Annotated in this window: 17 protein-coding genes; 10 read left to right on the forward strand and 7 right to left on the reverse strand. The window is 43.6% G+C overall.

The features are described from left to right. Positions 1–19: 19 nt before the first annotated feature. From KDW99_RS04735 to hemC, 4 genes are read right to left on the reverse strand one after another with little or no spacing between them, the layout of a single operon-like run. Positions 20–1,249 carry a heme biosynthesis HemY N-terminal domain-containing protein gene (locus KDW99_RS04735; RefSeq protein ID WP_255828146.1) on the reverse strand — a complete coding sequence of 410 codons (1,230 nt, stop codon included), beginning with the start codon at positions 1,247–1,249 and terminating at the stop codon, positions 20–22. Beyond that, on the reverse strand, positions 1,246–2,520 hold the full coding sequence (locus KDW99_RS04740) for a uroporphyrinogen-III C-methyltransferase (RefSeq protein WP_255828147.1): 1,275 nt from the start codon (positions 2,518–2,520) through the stop codon (positions 1,246–1,248). The genes KDW99_RS04735 and KDW99_RS04740 overlap by 4 nt, the downstream gene beginning before the upstream one ends. After that, complete coding sequence (locus KDW99_RS04745) at positions 2,513–3,274, reverse strand: uroporphyrinogen-III synthase (protein WP_255828148.1); 762 nt, start codon at positions 3,272–3,274, stop codon at positions 2,513–2,515. The genes KDW99_RS04740 and KDW99_RS04745 overlap by 8 nt, the downstream gene beginning before the upstream one ends. An 18-nt stretch (positions 3,275–3,292) precedes the next feature. After that, positions 3,293–4,216 (reverse strand): hydroxymethylbilane synthase, encoded by a 924-nt coding sequence (gene hemC / locus KDW99_RS04750; protein ID WP_255828149.1) that lies wholly within the window; start codon positions 4,214–4,216, stop codon positions 3,293–3,295. 156 nt (positions 4,217–4,372) lie between these two features. Between hemC and argH the strand changes: the two genes are divergently transcribed. Further along, positions 4,373–5,773 (forward strand): argininosuccinate lyase, encoded by a 1,401-nt coding sequence (gene argH / locus KDW99_RS04755; RefSeq protein WP_255828150.1) that lies wholly within the window; start codon positions 4,373–4,375, stop codon positions 5,771–5,773. A gap of 83 nt (positions 5,774–5,856) precedes the next feature. Here the strand turns inward: argH and KDW99_RS04760 are convergent, their stop codons facing one another. Next, the gene (locus KDW99_RS04760; protein ID WP_255828151.1) at positions 5,857–6,735 is read right to left on the reverse strand and encodes a hypothetical protein; all 879 of its coding nucleotides are present in this window, start codon (positions 6,733–6,735) and stop codon (positions 5,857–5,859) included. 212 nt (positions 6,736–6,947) lie between these two features. Here KDW99_RS04760 and lptM point away from each other — a divergent pair, with 212 nt between their 5' ends. The 7 genes from lptM to KDW99_RS04795 all read left to right on the forward strand — a co-directional run bounded on the left by lptM (position 6,948) and on the right by KDW99_RS04795 (position 12,135). Then, positions 6,948–7,064, forward strand: a complete 117-nt coding sequence (lptM, locus tag KDW99_RS04765) for an LPS translocon maturation chaperone LptM (protein ID WP_255828152.1) — start codon at positions 6,948–6,950, stop codon at positions 7,062–7,064. Between the two features lie 14 nt (positions 7,065–7,078). Continuing rightward, positions 7,079–8,332 carry a diaminopimelate decarboxylase gene (lysA, locus tag KDW99_RS04770; protein WP_255828153.1) on the forward strand — a complete coding sequence of 418 codons (1,254 nt, stop codon included), beginning with the start codon at positions 7,079–7,081 and terminating at the stop codon, positions 8,330–8,332. Positions 8,333–8,342: 10 nt separating this feature from the next. Beyond that, positions 8,343–9,173 (forward strand): diaminopimelate epimerase, encoded by an 831-nt coding sequence (gene dapF / locus KDW99_RS04775; RefSeq protein WP_255828154.1) that lies wholly within the window; start codon positions 8,343–8,345, stop codon positions 9,171–9,173. Positions 9,174–9,180: 7 nt separating this feature from the next. After that, positions 9,181–9,846 (forward strand): DUF484 family protein, encoded by a 666-nt coding sequence (locus KDW99_RS04780; protein ID WP_255828155.1) that lies wholly within the window; start codon positions 9,181–9,183, stop codon positions 9,844–9,846. Further along, entirely contained in the window at positions 9,843–10,556 is a 714-nt protein-coding gene (locus KDW99_RS04785; RefSeq protein WP_255828156.1) for an HAD family hydrolase, read from the forward strand. The genes KDW99_RS04780 and KDW99_RS04785 overlap by 4 nt, the downstream gene beginning before the upstream one ends. 104 nt (positions 10,557–10,660) lie before the next feature. After that, positions 10,661–10,987: a thioredoxin TrxA gene (gene trxA / locus KDW99_RS04790; protein WP_255828157.1), complete on the forward strand. Its 327-nt coding sequence runs from the start codon at positions 10,661–10,663 to the stop codon at positions 10,985–10,987. A gap of 722 nt (positions 10,988–11,709) precedes the next feature. Beyond that, positions 11,710–12,135 carry a chemotaxis protein CheW gene (locus KDW99_RS04795; protein WP_255828158.1) on the forward strand — a complete coding sequence of 142 codons (426 nt, stop codon included), beginning with the start codon at positions 11,710–11,712 and terminating at the stop codon, positions 12,133–12,135. 77 nt (positions 12,136–12,212) lie between these two features. Here KDW99_RS04795 and argA read toward each other — a convergent pair whose 3' ends face one another. Both argA and argE read right to left on the reverse strand, forming a co-directional pair. Further along, a complete protein-coding gene (argA, locus tag KDW99_RS04800) occupies positions 12,213–13,535 on the reverse strand; it encodes an amino-acid N-acetyltransferase (RefSeq protein WP_255828159.1) in 1,323 nt (440 codons plus the stop codon). After that, on the reverse strand, positions 13,525–14,700 hold the full coding sequence (gene argE, locus KDW99_RS04805; RefSeq protein WP_255828160.1) for an acetylornithine deacetylase: 1,176 nt from the start codon (positions 14,698–14,700) through the stop codon (positions 13,525–13,527). The genes argA and argE overlap by 11 nt, the downstream gene beginning before the upstream one ends. Before the next feature lie 132 nt (positions 14,701–14,832). Here argE and KDW99_RS04810 point away from each other — a divergent pair, with 132 nt between their 5' ends. Both KDW99_RS04810 and glnE read left to right on the forward strand, forming a co-directional pair. Beyond that, positions 14,833–15,777, forward strand: a complete 945-nt coding sequence (locus KDW99_RS04810; RefSeq protein ID WP_255828161.1) for a CYTH domain-containing protein — start codon at positions 14,833–14,835, stop codon at positions 15,775–15,777. 74 nt (positions 15,778–15,851) lie between these two features. Beyond that, positions 15,852–18,782, forward strand: a complete 2,931-nt coding sequence (gene glnE, locus KDW99_RS04815) for a bifunctional [glutamate--ammonia ligase]-adenylyl-L-tyrosine phosphorylase/[glutamate--ammonia-ligase] adenylyltransferase (protein WP_255828162.1) — start codon at positions 15,852–15,854, stop codon at positions 18,780–18,782. Positions 18,783–18,875: the final 93 nt, after the last annotated feature.

The following is an 18,875-nucleotide window of genomic DNA, read 5'->3' on the forward strand; positions in this document are numbered from 1 at the left end:
TTTTTTGTAAATGACCTTACTAAGGCAGCGGCAATGGTTTTAATTGATTGCTAGCATGGTTTAGGTTGATCATCATTAGCTCTTGGCTTGCTTTGGTGTCGCCCATGGCTTTAAGTAGGCGGCTTAGTTCTGCCAATGCCTCATTGTGAGAGTCAAGTGAGAGAGATTGCTCGTAATAGTCTCGTGCTTTCCCCCATAGCATCATTGACTGACTCAAGCGGCCGCAGACCAAGTATAAGTTTGCGCTTGCTGGCTCTTTCTTTAGCCAGTTTTCACAGTTGGAAAGCAGTTTCTTAGTGTTATCTATTTGTACGTTGCCATACTCATAAACTAACGCCTCAGACCACTTGTTATTCAAGCTATTACGAATAAAGCTTTCTGCTTTGGTGCTATCACCAAAATGGATAAGTGTATGAGCATAGAGCTGCCTCATTCTGTCATCTTGAGACAGGGTGTCCAGCTTATTCCATAAGCTTTCAACTTCAGCGACTAATTCTTTGCTGTTCTGTCCGAGTTTATTGCGAAATTTGATTTTATCAAGCAGTGCCAAGAACGCATTGCGCTCAAGTTCTAGCATATTATCGTCGTCAAAAATGCCGTCTTTTTTTAGTGTTGCTGTGAGAGTGAGCAAGGCATCCCAATCTTTTAACTGTTTGTAAACAGTCACTAACATTTTTAAAACCTGTTTATGCTTCGGTTTTAGCTTTTGAAGGCGTAAAAGAGAGGCTAAGGCGCCTTCGTAGTGTTCTTGTTTTATTTGAATTTGGCTTTGTGCGAAGCCAATAGCGAATTCGGCTTCAGGTGCTGATTTATGAGCGGCACGCAACAAAGCTTTCGAGCGTCCAGCTTCGTCTTGTTCGTTTGCTGCGTAGGCGGCACCAATGTAGTTTATTAATGGATAAGGGACTTTTTCAGCGCTATTGGTTAGCAGTTTTTCTGCTTTGTTCCAATTACCCCCAACGAGTTCTAGCATGCCGCGGATGGTGTTTCGTGATGCTCTTTTTTGCGCTAAGTTGCCCGTAACTTTTGCTAAAGAGCTACTAGGCCTTAGAGCGATAAACAGAATGCGTTTTACCCAGCTAAGTACAAACAACGAGATAACGATGACCACCACTAAAACCCATAAGCTGGTTTCAATGGTAACGCCATTGTAGGCGACTAAAACGTAGCCGCTGTCTTGGCGCATAAGCAACCCTAAGACACCACCGACTGCCATCATAATGACAAGTAAGAAGAGGAGTTTTCTCATGCCTTATCTCCTAGGTCGGTTTGAGGCGCAGTCATGCTTTCAATTTTGCTCTCGCTCTCTATTTGAGATGGCTCAGTATTGTTGGATGTATCTGTGTTGTTTGAGCTACGGTTATTCCATTCTTTCATTAATGATTTCATAGACATTAATGACTCTCTAGGGAGTGGTAAATCTGGTGACGGGTTTAGCTGTTGCAAGGCGGTTAGACTGGCTAAGAATGTCGTGACACTGCTTGATTGGGTTTCAAAATGTTCTGTTGTGGCGTTTGCAACACGAGATAATGCTTGCTGATAAATCAAGGGCTCACCTTTGATCAAGGCTACCTGAGCAATTTCCAGTTGCAGTTGTATGCCAGTAATGAGTTCTTGGTATTCCGCTGGTGGTAATAATGCTTTGATGGGTTTGTGATTGTAATTAATCACAACCAGTGAGCGTATTGAATTCCAAAAACTGTCTAGAACGGAGGTAATTTTGCCCGTTGTAGAGTCGTCTATCTGATTTTTTTTCTCAGTCGTACTGGCTTGCCACTCTTTTGACGGTTCTCGTTGAGGTAAGGTTTGAACATTATCATACAAAGCGTTCAGTTTGAGGTAAGCGCCTTCTAGATCAAATTGGCTAATGGATTTTAACGCTTGGATGTCTTTTGCCAAGGCTTTGCGTGTAGCAAATACGATAGGGTCCTCAAGTTCATTAAGAATGTCGTCAGCGTTAATGAGTAATGTCGCTGCGCCATTGTTATCCGCTTCAAGCAACAAACGTTGATTGGCGAGACGAATCAAATATTCAGCTTCCGCTAATTTCCAGTCTTCTTTTGTCGTGTTATTGAGACGGTTAAGTTTGGATTCAAGCGACAATAGTTTTTCATTTTGTTGGGCTTGTTGAGTTGCGAGCTCGGCCTTTTCCAATAGAAGATTTTTTTCAGACGTTTTTACCTGATCAACCAACTGTGTTAGCTGAGATTTGTTGAGAGTGTTGGCGTGGAGTCTACTATCTAAAGTGTTTTGTTGCGCTGTTAATTGTTGAATGTCTCTATTTAGCGTACTTTGTGTGCTTTGGAAATACAGCCAGCCACTTGTCGCGATGGCGATGGCGGAAAGCCCGAGGGATAACGCCGCAAAAGTATTGACGGATGAATTAGGTGTCAGGCTCGTTTTTTGTGTTGGCTCTTTTTGGTGGGGCGTCTTTGATGCGGTAGGTTGAGTCTCCGTTGCATCTGATGATTTTTCAATCGCCTCGTTTGATTCTTGCGCTTGTTTATTGTTATCAGTCATTCTGTTTTCCTGTGTGAAATTCCGTCGCTTTGATCAAGCTGTTATCGTCAGCGCCATTTGCGCACGAGGCATTTATCCAGCCCATTTCTTTTGCTTGTTGATTGACCCTAATACTCGGTGTCAGTATCGGCAGAGCTTTCCACTCTGGTTTATGCTGTGACACGTATTCTGATAGGTTGAGTAAGCTTTCGCCACTGGTAACCCATATTAAATTGATATCGGGCAGCATGAAGAAAGTTTGAGCTGAATACTGAGGTTTTTTTCTTTCATAGAGTGAAAGGTAGCTTACTTTTGCTCCTCGCTCTTCTAATTTATTGCCTAACTCTGGGCGACCACCTTCACCACGAACAATCAGTATCTTCTGATCTTTCATTCTGGCAGGTTTCAACCAATCAAGTAAGGCTTCTGTGGTGTGTCCTGGATTTGATAGCGCTGGAACGCCCTCATCAAGTAATGTCTGTGTTGTTCCTTGGCCTATGCCTATCCAGTGAACATTGGCGGGCAGCATAGGCCAGCACTCATCCAACCAATCACAAGCGAGACGAGCAGCATTCTTACTGACAAATATGACGTAATCAAATGTGTCGATATCAAATACCTGCGCTCGAATGACCGCTTTTTTAAGAGCGTCTTCTATCGGTGAAATTTCCAGCATTGGAAGAGGAATCGCTACCCAGCCACGAGCGCTTAGGCGTTCACGGCTGAGTGTATTTTCTGGCTCTGGTCGGGTAATTAGGATACGACAGTCTTGCACCAATATTTTGCCTTTTAGTTATTTGTACAGGGCGTCAAGAATGACGTCAGCGCCACGGGCCAGTAAATCATCGGCTAACTGAACCCCAAGAGATTTTGCGTCGTCTTTGTGTCCACGAATTTCACCTTCAATCATGGTTTTACCATCAGGGCTGCCCACTAAGCCTCTTAACCAAATAGAGTCGTCTGTTAATATCGCAAAACAGGCTATAGGAGCTTGGCAACCACCGTTAAGGCGTTCATTCACTGCGCGTTCTGCAGCGACGCGAACGGCGGTTTCTTCATGTTGCAGTGGCGCTAGTAAATTAATGGTTTGTACGTCATCGGAGCGGCACTCTATTCCCATTGCGCCTTGTCCGCCTGCTGGCAAGCTAGTTTCGGCAGGGATTCTTTGTTTAATTCGGTCAAACATTTCTAGGCGAATTAAGCCTGCAGTTGCCAGAATAATAGCGTCGTATTCGCCGTCGTCCATTTTTCTTAGGCGAGTATTGACGTTGCCGCGTAGGTCTTTGATTATTAAGTCTGGGCGATTCATGCGTAGCTGACAAGAGCGGCGCAGACTCGATGTACCAACAACGGCGCCTTTGGGAAGTTGATCTAGTGATTCGACTTTATTGGAAACAAAGGCATCACTAGGGTCTTCGCGTTCACAAATGACGGCAAGTCCAAGCCCTTCAGGAAATGCCATCGGTACATCTTTCATAGAGTGAACAGCAATGTCTGCTCGGCCATCCATAAGCGCACTTTCTAATTCTTTAACAAAAAGGCCTTTGCCACCTATTTTAGATAATGGTGAATCGAGAATTTGATCGCCTTTTGTTGTCATGCCTAGCAACTCTACAGTCATGTCTGGGTAGAGGCTTTCTAGTTGCGCTTTGACATTGTTGGCTTGCCAAAGGGCTAACTGGCTTTCTCTGGTTGCGATCACAATCTTGTCTTTCACTTCATCTCCTATTGGGTTGTAGATGGACTAATATCTTCTTATTTCATAGATTAATGATACTCGTTAAGAGGGACTCCGTCATCTTTCAATGCTTTATAAGTCGAGGCGCTTAATGTACTCTTGGCAGCTGTTTGAATTTGTGTGGGAACCAACCGAATGACTGATACTAATAAAACCACGAACCAGCAATGGGGTGGTCGTTTTTCTGAGCCTGTTGATGCGTTTGTCGCGCGTTTTACTGCGTCTGTTGAGTTTGATCAACGTATGGCAAAACAGGATATTCAAGGGTCAATTGCTCACGGCAAAATGCTCGCTAGCGTTGGTGTTTTGACGGAAGAAGAACGAGATCAGATTATTCAGGGTCTGACCGAAATTGAAGATGAAATTGCACGCGGCGAGTTTGAGTGGTCTGTTGAATTAGAAGATGTCCACATGAACATCGAAGCTCGCTTGACGCAGAAGATCGGTATTACTGGCAAAAAACTGCATACTGGCCGTTCTCGTAACGACCAAGTAGCCACAGATATTCGCCTATATATGCGTGATGAAGTGGATTTCTTGATGGAAGAAGTGACTCGACTTCAGCAGGGGATTTTGAGTTTGGCGGAAAAAGAAGCCAATACAATTATGCCTGGCTTTACTCACTTGCAAACGGCTCAGCCAGTTACTTTTGGCCATCATTTGATGGCTTGGTATGAAATGATGCAACGTGATTACGAGCGTCTGGTGGATTGCCGTAAGCGTATTAATATTCTACCGCTTGGTGCGGCGGCGCTAGCGGGTACAACTTATCCGATTGATCGTCATATGACCGCTGAGTTACTAGGGTTTGAGCGTCCGACTTATAACTCATTGGATTCTGTTAGTGACAGAGATTTTGCTATCGAGTTCACGGCAACAGCGTCTATCATCATGATGCATATGTCTCGTTGGGCAGAAGAAATGGTGATGTGGGTGTCGGCTCAGTTTAACTTTATTTACCTACCTGATCGCTTCTGTACAGGCTCATCTATTATGCCGCAGAAGAAAAATCCTGATGTGCCAGAATTGGTTCGAGGTAAAACCGGTCGTGTTTACGGACATTTGATGGGCTTGTTAACCTTGATGAAGTCTCAGTGTCTGGCGTACAACAAAGATAACCAAGAAGACAAAGAGCCTTTGTTTGATACGGTTGACACGCTAAAAGGTTCATTGCGTGCCTTTGCCGATATGATTCCTGCAATAGAGTCTCGTAAAGAGCATATGTATGAAGCGGCTCGCCGTGGTTTCTCTACTGCAACCGATTTGGCGGATTACTTGGTTCGTCACGGTGTGGCTTTCCGAGACGCTCATGAAATCGTTGGTAAAGCGGTTGGCCATGGCGTGAAAGAAGGTAAAGATTTATCCGAAATGACGCTGGAAGAGCTGCAAACTTTCGGTAGCATGATTGAAGCGGATGTTTTTGATGTCTTGACGTTAGAAGGTTCTGTGGCTGCTCGTAATCATATTGGTGGAACGGCTCCAGCTCAAGTGTTACTAGCAGTAGAGCGAGCTAAAGCAGATTTAGCTGCGCGCTAAGTTTTGCTAGACTAAATGACAATGCTAAAAAAGCGGTAACCTTAGAGTTGCCGCTTTTTTATGTGTGTCAGGCCTCAGAGGAGCTATTGTTTTATTGGTTGATCTAGGTTGAATGGCGAATCCGGACCTAATACTTCATTTGTGATGATGCTAGGTGAAATATTTAGTTCAAAGTGAAAAAGTTTGGATTTGACACCGCAGCCGTCAAACACAATGGCCCAACCTTCATTGCTGCCTTCTTTGGGTAGTTTCCAGCAAACCCCTTTGATATTGACATAGCGTGTTCCATCCGCGTCTTTTGTTATTGGGTAGTCCACTTCTTTTGTTAGGCCTTTCAGATAGTCTTTTTGTGCTTTTTTAGACTCGGTAATTTTGTCTCTGAGTTCCGGAGAAAAAATATTTGTTAATGCTTCATCCTTTACGTCTGGAGATAAAGACACTTTTGATAAATCAAGTAACTCAGGTTTGTCTGAGCTTAATTGATTGGAATTAGGGCTTGGATTTAATGTGTCATTTTGTAGAAACGTTTCTGATAGTGTTTGCTCATTGTCTTGGTTGTTGATGATTTCTTGAGGATCAAACTCATTGTTTCTTTCACTGAGTTCTTTGCCAGTAAGGCTTTCGGCTCCTAAAGAATCAGATGGCTGCTCAGCTGTTTGTTCAGAGTTATTGGTTTGCTCAGTGTTATCTGCTTGTTCAGGGTTATCTGTTTGCTCTCCAGTTGTATCGAGAGTTGCGTCATTTTGCTTAGTATCAGCCGCTGTATTTTCTTCGTTCTGCGTAAACGCCTTTGTTTCTGTTACTTCATCATTTGATGCAGCTGGCAATAAAAGTAACTCAAAAGTCGATGGGCGTGTGTCTATATCAAACCAATGTTGGTTATCTGAGATTCCGATTATAACTATGTGTATTGCGATGGCACAGAAAAGTGCTGCCATCCATGGGGCAATCCTGTTTTTCATAAACCTTCTAATATGTGATGTCTTGCTTCGGTTGGTAATGTGTAACCCAATTTAAGTCTTTGTGTACATAGCTTGAGATAAATATAGCAAATTCAAGCTACAGCGCCTTCTTATTCAAGGTAAAGAATATCTATGTAATTGGCTCACTGGGGTTGGGAAACGAACTGGCTGCAAGGTATACTGTCTCAATCAAAAATAGAAGAGATAAGACGATGTTTAAATTGCTTTCAGTATGTGTTTTGGCTGTTTTACTTACGGCTTGCGGAAATAAAGGTGCCCTTTATTTGCCGAGTGACACAACTGACTCGCAACAAGAGTCGTCTTTATAGCTGAGGATTCCCCTTTGGATTTTTTTAATTACTCAAATCAGACTCTGCATGCAGAGGATGTTGCTCTATCAGATGTTGCTAATCAATATGGTACGCCGTGTTACGTTTATTCTCGTGCGACTCTTGAGCGGCACTACAAAGCCTATGCGGAAGCGTTTGCATCACACCCCACGTTAATCTGTTACGCCGTTAAAGCGTGTTCAAATATTGCAATTTTAAATGTATTGGCTCGCTTGGGGTCAGGTTTTGATATCGTTTCTATTGGTGAGCTTGAGCGCGTTTTAAAGGCGGGTGGCGAGCCATCTAAAATCATGTTCTCAGGTTTAGGCAAGCAAGCGGTAGAGATGCGCCGAGCACTTGAAGTGGGTATTCACTGTTTCAATGTGGAATCTGAAGCGGAATTGTACCGATTAGATCAAGTGGCTGGCGAAATGGGTAAATTAGCGCCCGTTTCTTTGCGTGTTAACCCTGATGTTGATGCCAAAACACACCCTTATATTTCAACAGGGTTGAAAGAAAATAAGTTTGGTATCGATATTCAAGACGCGGTTCGCATCTATAAAATTGCTCATGAATTACCTAACCTAAATGTCATGGGAGTGGATTGTCATATCGGCTCACAACTGACCGAGCTTAAGCCTTTCTTGGATACATTTGACCGCTTGATTGGTTTGGTTGATGAGTTAGCAGAAGAGGGTATTACGATTAAGCACCTTGATTTAGGTGGTGGCTTAGGCGTGCGCTATCGCGATGAAGTACCGCCATCGCCAGCCGATTACGCTAAATTATTGCTCGAAAAAGTAAAAGGTAAGAATTTTGAACTTGCTTTTGAACCTGGTCGCTCTATCGCTGCGAATGCGGGTGTCTTGTTGACCCAAGTTGAGTTTTTGAAATGCACGCCGCACAAAAACTTCGCCGTCATTGATGGGGCAATGAATGACCTTATTCGTCCATCTTTATACGGTGCTTGGATGAATATTGTCCCTGTGTCTTTATTGCCGACCTCTGAAGGTAAACGGAGCTACGATCTTGTTGGTCCTATTTGTGAGACAGGTGACTTCTTAGGCAAAGATCGTGAGCTTGATATTCAGGCTGGAGATTTTTTAGCCGTTCGCTCAGCTGGGGCTTATGGGTTCACTATGGCATCAAATTACAATAGCCGTAATCGTGCAGCTGAAGTGATGGTTGACGGTGATAAAACGTATTTGATTCGTGCTCGTGAAACGATTGAGCATCAGTTAGCTGGTGAGCAAATTTTGCCAGTCTGAGGAGTTCGTCGTGTTGTTGAAATTTACCAAAATGCATGGGCTAGGAAATGATTTTGTCGTCGTTGATGCGGTGTCTCGTAAAGTGTTTTTTAATAAACAGCAAATCGAGCGATTAAGTAATCGAAACTGGGGGATTGGTTTTGATCAGCTTTTAGTGGTCGAGCCGCCAACGAATCCTGATATGGATTTTCGTTACCGCATTTATAATTCAGATGGTAGCGAAGTTGAGCACTGTGGAAATGGTGCTCGTTGCTTTGCTAAGTTTGTTTTAGATCGAGAATTAACGAATAAGCGTATTATTAATGTTGAAACAAAGCGCGGTGCCATTCAACTGCGTGTATTAGATGGTGGTTTGGTCACCGTCGATATGGGCGCGCCAAGCTTTGATCCAGTAGACCTACCTTTTACTGCAGAACCTCAGGATGGTCTTTACAGCATTATGGCTGGTGAGACTGAGTATTTAATGACACCAGTGTCTGTGGGAAATCCTCATGCCGTGATCAAAGTCGATCAGTTGATGGACGAAGAGGTTGCTAAAGCAGGAGCCTTGCTTGAATGTCATGAACGTTTCCCTCGAAATGTGAATGTTGGTTTTATGCAGGTTATTAGTTCTGATGAAATCAATTTGCGTGTTTATGAACGTGGCGTCGGGGAAACTCAGGCCTGTGGAACTGGAGCTTGTGCGGCCGTCGTTGCCGGTATTAAGCAGGGATGGTTGTCTCCTAAAGTGACCGCTCATTTACGCGGAGGTGATCTACATATTGAGTGGCAAGGTGAAGGTCAGCCTATTCTTATGACGGGCCCTGCTGAAAAGGTGTTCGAAGGTCAAATTTACCTATAGAGGAATTATGAGCGAAGAAGAAGTTATTCAATATTTGTCAAAAACACCGGATTTTTTTGTTCGGAATACTGATTTGTTGGAGAGTCTGACGCTTCCTCATCCAGTTAATGGGAAGGTGGTTTCACTGCTTGAATACCAAGTGCATTCGTTGCGGAAAACAACAGCCGATTATCGTGCAGAGTTCGATCGTTTGATAGAGGTGGCTCGCGAGAATGAGTCAACGATGCAAAAAAGTCGTCGCTTAGTCTTAGCGGGTCTTACTTGCAGCTCTCTGGATGATCTTTCCGTTATTATCGATGACATGGTGAGAGATGATTTTGACGTTTCTCACCATACGTTGGTTTTATATGGTGAATTTCCCGATAGTGCGGTTCGGTCTCATGTGTTGGTGGAAGATGATGTGTTTTTGTCTCATGCTGCTGGGTTTACCGACTGTTTTTGTGGCATGTTGCCCGCCAATGAAATGAGCTTTCTTTTTCCAGAGGATGCTTCTTCAATTCGTTCTGTTGCTGTATTGCCACTGCTTTCTAGAGAGGGCGGAGAGGTTAGAAAATGCGGTATTCTTGTATTAGGGTCTGAAAATAAATCGGCTTTTGATAAAGAAAAAGGGGCCTTATTTCTTCAATACATTGCTGATTTATTGAGTGCTATCTTGTTGAGGTTGTTGCCGTGAGTGTGCTGATTACTTTTGATCTTGATAATACTCTTTGGGATGTTGCTCCAGTAATTACGCGAGCAGAACATGCTATGGAGTCTTGGTTTGAGGAGCGCTTCCCTGGCTTTTCTATTCAATACTCGTTTCTTGTCCGAGAAGAGTTAAAAAACAACGTTTTAGCGAAAAATCCAGAAATGGCTTTTAATTTGACCGCGGTTCGTTTGGCTGTGTACAAACTTGCATTAAAACAATTTGGCTTGCCTTCAGAAGAGGCTGAATCTGTTGCGGGCGCTGCGTTGGCACATTTTTGTGAGTGGCGACAAAAAGTGGATCTGTATCCGCATGTTGTCGATGTGTTGGAGGCGTTGAATCAAGACTATACTTTGGCTGTTATTACCAATGGTAATGCTGATGTATTCCATCCTTATATCGGTCTAGGTCAATACTTTGATTTTGCTGTTAGAGCGGATCAGGTTGGTATCGCTAAACCTGCTATTGATGTATTTTCAATGGCTGCAAAGAATGCAGGAGTAGACGTCTCTGAGCTTATCCATATTGGGGATCATCCTGTGGATGATGTTTATGGAGCCTCTAATGCTGGCGCTAAAAGTGTTTGGTTCAATCGCCATGGCGCGCAGCGCTGGGGAGATGACTGGGGCGCTCGATCTCATGCAGAAATACATTCATTGCTTGAATTGCCAACGGTTATTAGGTCTTTAATGCTATAGCATTTTTCTATTGCTTTAATTAGATAGAACTCGTTTTTACCCTAATCATTTAGTGATACACTAGCGCCATTCATTAGTTAAATATAGAATTTTGAGGAATTATTATGAGCGACAACACAATTCAAATCACTGATGCTCAATTTGCAGAAGAAGTGCTTAATTCAGAAATCCCTGTGATTGTTGATTTTTGGGCTCCATGGTGTGGACCTTGTAAAATGATTGCACCTGTTTTGGAAGACGTCGCAGCTGAATACGCTGGCAAAGTGAAAGTGGTTAAGCTTAACGTTGACGAAAACACAGAAACAGCGCCTAAGTACAATGTTCGTGGCATTCCTACTTTGCTTATCGTTAAAGGTGGCGAAGTGGTAGCAACTAAAGTGGGTGCGGTGTCTAAATCTCAATTGGTAGAATTTGTAAACAGCGCTATCTAATTTCTAATAGGGCCTTTGTCCTAGCTAGATAATTGTTACATTTTAAAAAAGCAGTCCAAAGGTTAATGCTGTTCACTTAAGTGGAAGAGTATTGCTAGATGCTGGATTTAACTGCTATACCAAGCGAGGCCTACTAGGCCTCGCTTTTTTGTTCGCCAAAGAATTGCATATCCCAGACCTTAGCCCCTTAAGACGTATTTTTGTCTTCGACTCTGGCTTAGCCGCAGGCGCCATAATCAAGTATGACTCCATAAATATCAAATACTTACCAAAACTGATTATTAATCTAATATTCACAAGTTAGCTTGATTAGCTACTACATAGGATCCGAATCTGAGCTATGCCTTGCGCGAAATACGCCAATATTGGTAACGGGTCGCTCCTATACTGATCCTTCGGAACAGACATTTAAACATCCAGTCACTTCTTCGATTGCTTCATCTTGGAAAAAAATCATGCCTAAGATTAGCTACAGAAATAGATTTTCAGGCAAACGTTGTCGCCGATTCTCGCTTTTGACGAGGTGGGTAATGTAGAGTAAGAAACCGTAATCGGATTTTCTGGAACGATTCAATTAACCCCAACTCTTATGTGAACTGTGTTAACAAAAAGGTCGCTTTTTTTTGCTTTAAACTTGAAGTTAAAGGTTAGACGTGTAACTATTTTTTGTCATGTTTATAGTGTTTTTAATTTAGACAGAAACTATTTTAGAGGGGCGGATTGTGGAGCAATTGGTAGAGAAGGGGATTTGCTTTCGTTTGGGGAGCGAGCGTTATGTACACCCCATTTCAACTGTTAAAGAAGTACTTAGCTATCAGTCTCCTGCTCCTATACCAGGTGCTGGTGAAGGCGTTGAGGGTATGATTGATGTACGTGGTAATATGGTGACAGTGTTGTATGGCAGTCATTTACTGAATTTAGACCCAGCTGAGTGTGAAGAAGAAGGCCATATTATTGTACTGGATTTACCCACGGGCTATTTTGGAATTCGAGTAGAGGCTGTGGAGCGGATTATGGATATTCCTGAAAACAACGATGCCCATGGCCTTGATTATCGAGATCATGATTGCATTCATGGGACTATCCAGCAAGATAGCGATCTTTATATCTTAGTCGAGTTCAATGAGTACTGTGCTGCCCTTGATTAGCCTAACGTTAGAACCTGCAAGCCAATGATTAATTATTGGCTTGCAGGTTCTAGTGTGAGATACGAAATGCGTCGATATTAAAGTTGTTTTGAAAAGATTTTTGAGTTGCGTTGGTAGTTGTACAAAGCCTGTTTTTGCGTTGGTAAACTTGCCAATGTTGTTTCGCTAAATCCTCGCTCAATAAACCAATGAGCTGTTCGTGTGGTTAATAAGAAAAGCATGGTTAGATTTTGACGTTTAGCGACTTGTTCTATGCCTTTTAGTAAGCGTTCACCACGATTAGAGCCTCTATAATCTGGCGATACCGCTAAACAGGCTAATTCCCCCGAATATTCTTGTTCAAATGGGTAAAGCGCTGCGCAGGCGACAATGGCGCCATCTCGTTCAATGACAATAAAGCGATCTATTTCGTTCTCTAATAGTTCGCGAGATCGTCTTACCAAGACACCTTTCTCTTCCAGTGGAGCTAGCAATGCCATCATACCGCCAACATCATCAATGTGAGCTGGGCGCAGTTGTTCATAGCTGTCTTCATCAATCATGGTGCCTGAACCTTCACGGGTGAAGAGTTCTTGTAGTAAGCCGCCATTTTCATTGTATGAAATTAAATGTGCTCTCGGCACGCCCTTGCGAACAGCTTGCACGCAGGCATCTAACGCTGCGTGGGTAATGCTGGAGAGAGACTTTTCTTTCAGAATGGCCTCTGCGTCTTTGGTTAATAGTTCAGAATAAAGCTCACCATCGCTTTTAAAGACACCTTCTTCTTCAGCGTAAACAATAAGCTTGTCAGCTTTTAGCTGGATGGCTGCTTGGATCGCGACGTCTTCACTTTTTAAGTTAAAGACTTCACCGGTTGGTGAAAAGCCAAGGTGGGGCAAAAGCACCATATTGTCATCTTCAAGCAGGCGGAAAATGGCTTCTGTGTCAATGCGGCGTACTTCACCTGTATGACCGTAATCAATGCCATCTACGACGCCAAGTGGTCTGGCAATAACGTAGTTACCACTACATACTTTAAGCCTTGCGCCATCCATTGGAGTATTTGATAGTCCCATAGACAGTTGGGCTTCCAGCTGAACGCGCACGGCTGCAGAGGCTTGGATAATATCCAAAAGCTGATCTTGTGGTGTGACACGGTAATCATCTTCAACACGACTGACTATCTGTTTATTCGCTAAAACACGACTTATTTGTGGACGTGCACCTTGTACTAAAACAAGTCGAATTCCCAATGAGTCCAGCAAGGCAAGATCGTGAATAATACTTGAAAAGTGAGCGCATTCGACGGCTTCACCTGGAATCAATATGACAAAGGTTTTTCCCCTATGGGCATTGATATAGGGGGAAGAATGGCGGAACCAGTCCACATAATTGAATTCTTCTGTCACGCTATTCCTCATTTTTTGGCTCGTTTAATTGAAGGCAAAAACGCTCGATTAGACCGCGAATTACCTTTTGCATAGGTTGAATTTGATTCAGTGCCATAAATTCATTTGGCTGATGGGCTTGATCAATAGAGCCCGGCCCTAAAATTAAGGTTTCCATTCCCATTTGATTTAGGAAGGAACCTTCCGTTGCAAACGCCACAGTACTTGCCTGGCGATTGGTTAAGGCTTCACAGGCTTTTATGATATCCGATTCGATCGATGTATAAAAAGATGGAACATCAGGAAATAAACTATTTAACTGAATTTTTGTTCCCGTTTTCTCTTCGATGCGAGGCAATATTTCAGCAATCTCGTGCATTAAGGCTTGGTTACTCATGCCCGGTAGAGCCCGCAAATCAAATTCTAGTTCACAGCGTCCACAAATACGGTTTGGGTTGTCGCCGCCATGTATACAGCCAAAGTTCATGGTTGGATAATCAATCACAAAGCTCGCATCGCGATAGTTTGTTTTAAGTTGCTGACGAAATAACATCAACTCTGACATGACATCATGCATGGCATCCAGGGCATTATTCCCCAATGATGGATTAGAAGAGTGGCCGGATTGCCCCGTTACCTGAATGCGCTCCATCATAATGCCTTTGTGAGCATAAATAGGAGTCAAAGAGGTAGGCTCACCAATCAACGCATATCGAGCTTTTAATGATCCTTGTTCAACCAAGGCTCGTGCGCCAGACATAGAGCTTTCTTCGTCAGCGGTCGCAAGAATGATGAGGGGTTGCTTGAGGCCAGACAGCTGCATTTGGCGAATTGTGTCGATCACAATGGCGAAAAAGCCTTTCATATCGCAGCTACCAAGGCCGTAAAGTTTTTGCTCTCTTTCTTCCAACTTGAACGGATCTGATTTCCAACGGCCTTTATCGTAAGGAACGGTATCTGTGTGACCGGATAACACCAAACCACCGTCGCCACTTCCGAGAGTCGCAATCAGATTGAATTTGTTGGGCTGATCTGGCAAAGGCATGACTTCGCATTGAAACCCTTGTGAGCTTAGCCAACTTTCGAGTAATTCAATAACACCTTTATTTGACTGATCCCAATGGGCTTGGCTACAACTGATAGAAGGCGATGCAATTAATTGGGACATCATACTAATGAGCGAGGGAAGTGCGGGCATATAAAGGAGTTCCTTGAATCCGAGTTATTAGCGAATATTACTACTGTACGCTAGGCATCTGGTACACTTGCTCGCACATTATTTTTTCTTTGCTGTTTGCTCAACCGCAAAGGTTATAGAGGTTCGTATATTATGGCTACCGAGCTAGAGCTAAAGTTAATGCTTCAGTCGGAGTATCTCAAGTCCGCAAGTGATTTTCTTGATGGAGTTTGTGCACTTTCTGATGCTGATGATCAATCTCGTCAACCTACATTGGCTTTGATGAATGCCTATTTTGATACAGAAGATGCCGAGCTGATGCAGGGCGGGATGGCGCTGCGCATTCGCGCTGTAAATAACAAGTTTATTCAAACCGTAAAAACGCGTGGTAGCAACCGCATTGGCATGCATGCTCGTGGTGAATGGGAGTGGTTTGTCCCCAGCGACCAATTGGATTTATCGCTATTAAGTGACGTGCCTTTACCGGAATCATTGCAAGGTATGTCTTGGAGTAACAAGTTGATCGAGGTATATCGTACTGACTTTGAGCGACAAGTTTGGAATATCCAATCCCAAGAATCCAAAATGGAAGTGGTTTGTGATCAAGGGCTGGTTACCTCACCCTATGGCGAAGACGCTATTTGTGAGTTAGAGCTGGAACTAAAAGACGGTGATGAGGCTGGTTTGTACCAGTTTGCTTTGCAACTTGCAGAGCGAGTTCCTGTTCAGGTTAGTATTGTTTCCAAGGCGCAAAAAGGCGTGCGTTTAAAATACGGACAGATAGAGTTTCCTGAGAAGCCTGATAATACGTCAAATTCATTAGAGTTAGCTGCTTATTGGTACGAGGTATGGCTAGTCTATTGGGAAGCAATGTATTTCATGAAAGACGAAGCACTAATGCAACCAGTGCGTCATTCCATGGCTCAATTACAAGCGTGTGTGCCATCAGCGTTAGCGCAAGAGCTCAATAGCTTAGACGCAAAGTTAGAGCAGCAATTAATTGTGGAAGACGATTTATTGTTGAAAAACTTAGCGGGTATGACTCAAATTGGCATGACTATGTTATTGGTTGGGCAATGGTTAAATAAACAAGTGTGATGGATTTTTTGACGGCGGTTGCTGTATGACATTACTGTATGAAAAATAAAAAGAAGATTTTGTAAGGAAGCCTTGTGACACCTCCGCATTTGAACCCGAACTACGCGATATTTTGTGAACAATCCTCATCTCGTGCTTTGCTACTAGAGCACGTCCATGACGCCCGAGAAAGACACAGCCTTGAAGTATTAAGCCAAGAGCAAATTGACACGTTAGAGCCCTTGTGGATGTTGAGCGAGTATTTGCATCAGCAGTTTATACGATTTCCCCATTGGCTAGATGATTTGCTGGTGCTTAAAGCGCTACCAGAAAAACCATCTAAAGAAGCTTTGATGGCTGGCGAGGCTTTTTTTTCATGTGAAGCGAGCGCTTGCCCAACAAAATCATTAGAGCCATTGGATGAAGTGAGTTTTATTAAGCGTTTACGTTTATATCGACAATGGTGGATGGTGCGCTTGATTGCCTTTGATATTCAGCAGCGGCTTTCATTGACCGAGCTGACGTCGCGTTTAAGTGCTTTGGCTGATGCTTGTGTGAATGCCAGCCTGCAATGGACAACACAGCACTACCTTGCTTTGTACGGTCAGGCGTTGGATGGCAACAACCAACCTCAGTCAATGATTGTGATTGGCATGGGGAAGTTGGGGGGCAACGAGTTAAACCTGTCTTCTGATATCGATCTAATTTTTGCGTTCCGCGAACATGGTGACACCCAAGGCGGCAAAAAAAGCCTATCTCACCAAGAATATTTTACTAAGCTAGGCCAAAAACTGATTCAGCATCTAGACCAAGTGAATGCTGATGGCTTTGTTTTCCGAGTCGACATGCGCTTGCGGCCGTTTGGCCAGTCTGGTGCTTTGGTTTTAAATATGGATTCTCTAGAGAACTATTACCAAGACCAAGGTCGAGATTGGGAACGTTACGCCATGATCAAAGCCCGCGTTATGTCGGGTGATGCTTTGGATGTTCGTGAATTTGAAGCCTTGCGAAAGCCCTTCGTCTATCGTAAATACTTGGACTTTGGTGCGATTGGTGCATTGCGTGATCTAAAACAAATGATTGCCAAAGAAGTGCGCCGAAAAGGAATAGAACACAATATAAAATTAGGCGAAGGTGGTATTCGTGAAGTAGAGTTTATTGCTCAAGCTTTACAGATTTTACACGGAGGCCGAGATCAAGGCTTGCAAACGCCAGCCTTACTGAAAGTATTGCCTTACCTTGCCCAGCAGGATTATTTACCTGTTGAAGAAATGGATCAATTACGTGAGGCGTATTTGCTTTTACGTCGTACCGAGCATGCGTTGCAATCTGTGAATGACGAACAAACCCAGCTATTGCCTGAAGGTGATAGAGCACGTACACGCATTGCCTTGATGGTCGGCTTTCCTTCCTGGGAAGCTTTGGATAAGCGGCTTTGGGAGGTCCGGAAAAATGTACATCGCTCTTTTGTGGCATTGATCGACGATGGTCATGAGAGCAGTGAGGAAGTTAAAAGTCAGGAAACATGGCGCTTGCTGATTAAGCATCCAGAAGACCGAGAGGCCATACAAGACGCGATAGAGTTGATTGCCGGGCAAGATCAAGAAGCGAGCATTTCACGAATTTCTCAATTGCTCAGTTCCCGTACCGTGGTATTTATGCAGCCGATAGGGCATGAACGACTGGCTGTGTTTTTAGCAGCTTTGATCACTAAATTAACAGACGAAGCTAATCCAGATCTCGTGTTAGAGCGCGTTTTCCCAATTCTCGAAGCGGTGTTGCGCCGTACTGCGTATTTGGTTTTGTTGTGTGAAAACCAAACCGCGCTGACGCATCTTATTCGTCTATGTCGTGAAAGTGTCTGGTTTACCGAGGCAATTTCAACGACACCTGCGTTGTTGGATGAACTACTAGACGCTAATACACTCTTTTCGCCACCGGATAAAACCATGCTGGCGGAAGAGTTGCGACTGATCTTATTGCGTTTGCCCGAAGATGATGAAGAAGCACAGATGGACGCAATGCGTCGTTTTAGGCGTTCTATCATTTTGCGTATTGCGGCCTGTGACATAACAGAAATACTACCTGTAATGAAAGTAAGTGATCACTTAACCTGGTTGGCGGAAGTGCTATTGGATCAGGTTTTGATGCAATCGTGGCAGTATTTAACCAAGAAACACGGCTTTCCAGTAAGCCAAGGGGAAGTGGCTTCAACACCGCAGTTGGCGATTATTGGTTATGGAAAGTCGGGTGGTTGGGAGCTCGGTTACGACTCGGACCTTGATCTGGTATTTATTCACGATGCGCAGGCAAATGGAAGTACAGACGGAGGTCGTAGTATCGATAATCTCACCTTCTATACACGCCTCGGTCAACGTTTAATACACATGATTACTAGCTTTACCGCTGCTGGTCGTTTATACGAAGTTGACATGCGCCTGCGCCCCTCAGGCAATTCAGGCCTGTTGGTTTCTAGTTTGGAAGCTTTTAAAGATTACCAGCAGAAAGAAGCCTGGGTTTGGGAGCACCAAGCCTTGACCCGATCTCGCGGCTTGGCAGGAGAGTCTAATTTACTGGCTAAATTTGAAGATTGCCGTAAAGGTATTATTGCCTCGACTCGAGATCGTAACGTGTTAAAAACCGAGGTCATCAAAATGCGTGAGAAAATGCGCGCTCATCTTGATACTGGCGGTAAAGAGAAAGGTTTTGACCTTAAACAAGGCGCTGGTGGAATTATTGATATTGAATTCATGGTGCAATATTTAGTATTGGCTTGGTCATGCAAATACCCGGAATTGATGCGATTTTCCGACAATGTGCGTCAGCTGGAGGCGGCAGCCGAAGTTGGCTTAATTGGTGCTGAACAAGCTGAAAAAATGACCGATACTTACACGCTTTATCGGTCTCTGACTCACCGATTGAGCTTGCAGCAACAAGGCAGAGTGGTGCAAAAAGATACCTTGGTGGATAACCAAAACTTAGTGAGCCAGTATTGGGATAGCTTTGTTAATGATGGCAAGATCTAGGCGTTGTTTTTGTTTTAATTCGTTAGCTAAGCTTTACAAAAAGGTGTTCGTAAATTGATCAAAGTATCGCTATACTTTAATTATTGAGTTCTT

The sequence above is a fragment of the Marinomonas rhizomae genome (genome assembly GCF_024397855.1).
Taxonomy (GTDB): domain Bacteria; phylum Pseudomonadota; class Gammaproteobacteria; order Pseudomonadales; family Marinomonadaceae; genus Marinomonas; species Marinomonas rhizomae_A.